A 2,938-nucleotide genomic window follows, 5' to 3' on the forward strand; every position below is an offset into this window, starting at 1 on the left:
GCGCCGCGGAGATGTTCGAAGATCAGCGACGTCTGGGTGCCCGCGACGTCGGCGTCGGCGTTGAGGTTCTCGACCACGAACGAGCGCAGGTCCTCGGTGTCGCGCGCGGCGACGTGCAGGATGAAATCGTCGGCGCCGGCCAGGAAATAGACGTCCATCACCTGGCGCCGTTGCCGGATCTGCTGGATGAAGCTGCGGATCTTGCCGCGTGCGTTGGACTGCAGGGTGACCGAGATCATCGCCCGCAGCGGCAACCCCACCGCGACCGGGTCGATATCGGTGTAGAACCCGCGGATGACGCCGATGTCCACCAACCGCCGGACCCGGCCATGACACGTCGAGGGAGCGATCCCAACCGCCTCCGCGAGCGCGTTGTTGGTGACCCTGGCATCCCCGTGCAACAAGCTCAGGATTCTGCGGTCCACCGCATCAAGATCGGCCGGCCGAAGATCCTTCGGCGAGTCATCCAACGGACCCCCAAATTCCGATGACATAACCGTCATACACGGAGTCTATAGAATATTCATCAGCATCTTTGCCTGTGACCCGAACTTTCTTCACAATTGACGGTATGCGGGTGGGCATTCCGACCGAGACCAAGAACAACGAATTCCGCGTCGCCATCACTCCGGCGGGCGTCGCCGAATTGGCGCGCCGCGGGCACGAGGTGCTCATCCAGTCCGGCGCCGGCGAAGGCTCGGCGATCGATGATGCGGACTTCAAGGCCGCGGGCGCTCAAGTGATCACCACCGCTGGACAGGTGTGGTCCGACGCCGACCTGTTGCTCAAGGTCAAGGAACCGATGCCGGCCGAATATGCCCTGCTGCGGCGTGGCCAGACCCTGTTCACGTTCCTGCATCTGGCCGCGTCGCGAGCATGCACCGATGCGTTATTGGCCTCCGGCACCACCTCGATCGCGTACGAGACCGTGCAGACCGCCGACGGCGCGCTCCCCTTGCTGGCGCCGATGAGCGAGGTTGCCGGTCGGCTCTCCGCGCAGGTCGGGGCCTACCACCTGATGCGCACGCACGGGGGCCGGGGCCTGCTGATGGGTGGGGTTCCGGGCGTCGAACCAGCCACGGTCGTGGTGATCGGAGGCGGTACCGCCGGCTACAACGCCGCGCGGGTGGCCCGCGGAATGGGCGCCGACGTCACGGTGTTCGACGTCAACATCAACAGGCTTCGGGACCTCGACACCCTGTTCCGCACCCGCTACTCGTCGGCCTACGAACTCGAGGACGCGGTCAAACGCGCCGATCTGGTGATCGGGGCGGTGCTGGTGCCGGGCGCCAAAGCACCCACCCTTGTCCCGAATTCGCTCGTCGCACACATGAAGTCAGGCGCGGTGCTGGTAGACATCGCCATCGATCAGGGCGGCTGCTTCGAGGACTCGCGGCCGACCACGCATGACGACCCGACGTTCGCCGTGCACGAGACCCTGTTCTACTGCGTGGCGAACATGCCCAGCGCGGTGCCCAGGACGTCGACCTTCGCGCTGACCAACGCGACGATGCCCTACGTGCTCGAGTTGGCCGAGGGCGGCTGGCAAGCCGCGTGCCGGTCGGATCCTGCTCTGGCAAAAGGGCTTTCGACGCACGACGGTGCGTTGCTGTCCGAACGGGTGGCCACCGACTTGAGTCTGCCGTTCACCGCGCCGGCCGACGTGCTGGCCTGAGATTGCCTGGCCGTCCCGACACGGTAGCTTCAGCGGCGTGATTACCGGGGCCTTCCTCGCCGAATCGGCTTCGGCGGTGGATAACAAGCTCGATGTGAAGGGCGGGGTGCTGGCCAGATTCGTGGTCGGGCCCGACCGGTCAGCCGCATTCGTGCTGGTGGTGCTGACGCAGGCCGAGACCGCAATCCGGACCGACGCATCGGGGTGGAGATCCTGTCGCCGGACGGCGACGAGCCGCGAAGCATCACCTTCGAGCTTCCCGACGCCGCCGCCGGCGGGGAGATCGGCTTCGCTTTCTACCCGATCGAGATAGCCCTGCCGGTCGACGGCCGATGGGTGATTGTGGTGACCGGCGGCGCCGGGGCGATATCGCTTCCCCTGCTGGTGAGCGGCTGACCCGGCGCGCTAATCGGTCGCCGCGAGACTCGCGACGATGTCGCTCGCCGGCCCGGTGCGTGCCTGCCGAAACGCCGTGCCCGCCCAGAGGTTGGTCCCGTTCGGGTCATCCACCTCGACCGCGGCGGCCCGTATCGGCGCCGTCATGTGGTTGACCTCGGGATAGCCCAGCGGCGCAACCCGGTCCAGCAGGCGGGTGAACCGGTTTTCCAGGCCACGCCCGTAGCGGCCGGAGAACACCCTGGTGACCAGCGTTTGAGTGAATTCGGGGTGTTTTAGGGCGGCGCGATGCGTGGGGTTGGTGCCGGCTTCGTCGGCCAGCAGCAGCGCGGTACCGACCTGTGCCGCCACGGCTCCTCTGCGCAGCACGCCCGCGACGTCTTCGGCGGTTGCCAGGCCACCCGCCGCAACCAACGCAACATCGCGGTGGGCCCTGCCGATCCGGTCGATCAGCTGGTACAGCGACTCGGTACCGGGCTCCATGTCCGGCGCGAACGTGCCGCGATGCCCCCCGGCATCGGGACCCTGGACGATCAGGCTGTCCGCACCGGCAGCGAGGGCCACCCCGGCCTCGTAAGCCGACGTCACCGTGACCATCACCAACAGACCCAGCGCGCTGAACCGCCGAACGACATCCGGCGGCGGCGCACCGAAGGTGAACGACACCAACTCCGGGCGCACGTCGGCCACCACCTCGAGTTTGCGGTGCCAGTCGTCGTCGTCGCCGAACTCGGGCCGGCCGACCTCGACGCCGTAGTGATCGGCGATGTCCTCGAGTTCCTCGGCGTAGTAGTCCAACTGGGCGAAGTCGGCGACACTGGGTTGCGGCACAAGCAGATTCACGCCCAGCGGGCCGGTGGTGGCCGC

3 protein-coding genes and 1 pseudogene are annotated in these 2,938 nt (G+C 67.3%); 2 read left to right on the forward strand and 2 right to left on the reverse strand.

Annotated features, from left to right (window positions below; genetic code table 11):
• Positions 1–503 (reverse strand): Lrp/AsnC family transcriptional regulator (locus tag VML93_RS20195; protein WP_325613406.1); only part of this gene is annotated, 503 nt, incomplete at its 3' end.
• Positions 504–571: 68 nt separating this feature from the next.
• On the opposite strand from VML93_RS20195, the gene ald reads away from it, so the two are divergent.
• The gene (ald, locus tag VML93_RS20200; protein ID WP_325613409.1) at positions 572–1,675 is read left to right on the forward strand and encodes an alanine dehydrogenase; all 1,104 of its coding nucleotides are present in this window, start codon (positions 572–574) and stop codon (positions 1,673–1,675) included.
• 37 nt (positions 1,676–1,712) lie between these two features.
• Positions 1,713–2,071: pseudogene (locus VML93_RS20205) on the forward strand (hypothetical protein).
• 9 nt (positions 2,072–2,080) lie between these two features.
• Here VML93_RS20205 and VML93_RS20210 read toward each other — a convergent pair.
• A partial coding sequence (locus VML93_RS20210) for a nitronate monooxygenase (protein ID WP_325613407.1) occupies positions 2,081–2,938 on the reverse strand: 858 nt, incomplete at its 5' end.

Origin of the sequence: Mycobacterium sp. (assembly GCF_035499775.1) — a bacterium.
In the GTDB taxonomy this organism is placed as follows: domain Bacteria; phylum Actinomycetota; class Actinomycetes; order Mycobacteriales; family Mycobacteriaceae; genus Mycobacterium.